At 40.2% G+C, this 2,440-nt stretch carries 1 pseudogene; it reads right to left on the reverse strand.

Features of this window, described 5'->3' with window-relative positions:
- Positions 1–1,449 precede the first annotated feature (1,449 nt).
- Positions 1,450–2,301 (reverse strand): annotated as a pseudogene (locus AFK68_RS44065) (tetratricopeptide repeat protein); the annotation flags it as partial.
- Positions 2,302–2,440 lie beyond the last annotated feature (139 nt).

The following is a 2,440-nucleotide window of genomic DNA, read 5'->3' on the forward strand; positions in this document are numbered from 1 at the left end:
GCCAATTTCTGCTTGAACCATTTTACCTTATTTCCCAACAACTCTAATACTTGCAGTATACTATGATCACCAGGGTTTATTGGCCAATTTGGCAGGTTTTTGTGAATTGGAGATTAGACTCGTCCAAAATATAATCTAGGCACAAAAAAGCTGAATAACAACTCTTATTCCCCAGGGAGTAAAATAACAGACTTTTGATAGCTGAGTCTTCTTACGTTATATGAAATGTTTTTGAACCATAGCATTGAAGGCATGAGATATTCGTTTAAGGTGAGGCTCAGTGTAAGGAAAATTCTTAGCATGATCGAAATTGTGCCGCATCGCAGCATTCAGTTCAAAAATGAATAATGTTCCATCTGGAAGGATTGTCAAATCAATTCCGAAAAAATCCAAGCCCACTAAATCTCGAATTTGATAGAGTTTGTTAAAGTTTTCAGCACCAAAATAACTATACGGGTCACCCAGAAAGGATTTTTCTGCTGCTTGCATCCATTCAAATTTGTTCATGACATTATAGCGATCGCCGGAATGAGTATTCCACGAATCATTAAATAAATGAGCAACAGGATAAAAGTTACCATNATTCCGAAAAAATCCAAGCCCACTAAATCTCGAATTTGATAGAGTTTGTTAAAGTTTTCAGCACCAAAATAACTATACGGGTCACCCAGAAAGGATTTTTCTGCTGCTTGCATCCATTCAAATTTGTTCATGACATTATAGCGATCGCCGGAATGAGTATTCCACGAATCATTAAATAAATGAGCAACAGGATAAAAGTTACCATCGATAAAAAATACCCGCGTTTTATTAAATATCCCTTGCTGATTCCGGCAATCTTTGAATTGGATTACATAATAATCTTGATTAATCGGACTGTTTTCAAAATGGGAACGAAGGGCTGCTTCGCTATGGACCAGACCAACAGTTTGGCCAGTTTGTGAACCCACTTGACGAACAATGATGGGAAACACAAAACCCCAACCGAAGATATCTTTAACCATTGCATCAATCGAAGTTCCATCCCACCACAAACGTTCAGTTTTGGGAAATTGAACACCAGGAATAAGATTAAGACGCAAACTGTTGCGTTCACGGCTGGTTTCAAGAACACGACGAGGATGATTAATTAGGGGTATATTGGGATAGCGATCGACGAATCGAGCAGTCGTGAGTAAAGATGCTCGTTTGGAATCAGGACAGGCAATTGTATTGAGAATCAGGTTAAACTCAGGAAGATTATCAACCATGTCAATATTGTTTTCAAAGATATTCAGAATCACCAGATTATACTTAGATTTATTGACTAAATTCCGAATAGAAAAATGACCGCCCCGTAAGAGTTTTTGATAAGTGCCGTCACCTTGTTCTAGAATCTGATAAGCCGATCCCTCAAATCCTCGCATTCTCAAAATCGTTGGTTTTTGTGGATCATATCTCCCCTGTACNATTATCAACCATGTCAATATTGTTTTCAAAGATATTCAGAATCACCAGATTATACTTAGATTTATTGACTAAATTCCGAATAGAAAAATGACCGCCCCGTAAGAGTTTTTGATAAGTGCCGTCACCTTGTTCTAGAATCTGATAAGCCGATCCCTCAAATCCTCGCATTCTCAAAATCGTTGGTTTTTGTGGATCATATCTCCCCTGTACGATGTAGGGATGACGTTGCGTCACTTCAATTAGGGCGTTTTTGGCTTCCGTATTGTTGCCCAATTGATGCGCTAAACTGGAGAGTGCAAGCCGACTGTCGTAGCCGTTCGGATCGATCGCAACACATTGACGAAAAATGGCGATAGCTTCAGTAAACTGTCCTGTCAGAAGTAGAAAATGACCATAGGCATTGAGAACATCAGGATTCTTTGGTGCGAGTTCTGATGCACGTTGGTAATGTTTGAGTGCCTGATCGAAACAACGCTCACGCTGAAGTTTAACCGCTGATGCCAAATGACTCTTCACATCCTCTGGGTGCTGTTGTAAGTTGTCCGCACTAGGCTTTGGTTTGGAAAGCAGTAGTGAGTTGCTGCTGTTCATTTGAACTGGAGGCTCTGATGTGGTTTTGGTAGCGCCAGTTCCTAAACCAGGGATATGTAAGCGAACCCGATAAAGCAAGCGATCGCTTGCCTCTGAAAATCCCGTGCGCCCATGCAACACTTGGTGATTGTGCATCAACACAACTTGTCCAGTTTTGAGATGAAATTTATCGAATAAGTCTGTTTGACTCAGTAAAGCATCCAGTGCATTGATTGCAGATTGATGCTTCTCGGATAAGGGTGGCAACCCATCTGCTAACATCCGATCAATTTGAGAGCCATAGTATCGAATTTGAGGATAATCTGAAGTCCCAGAAATAATTGGATATGTCTCTTTTCCAAAGGGATAAACTGCATCTCGCAACAGTGTAACGACTTCATCATCAAGATGCTGCAAAATG

This window comes from Hydrocoleum sp. CS-953 (genome assembly GCF_002260545.1).
GTDB lineage: Bacteria > Cyanobacteriota > Cyanobacteriia > Cyanobacteriales > Microcoleaceae > Trichodesmium.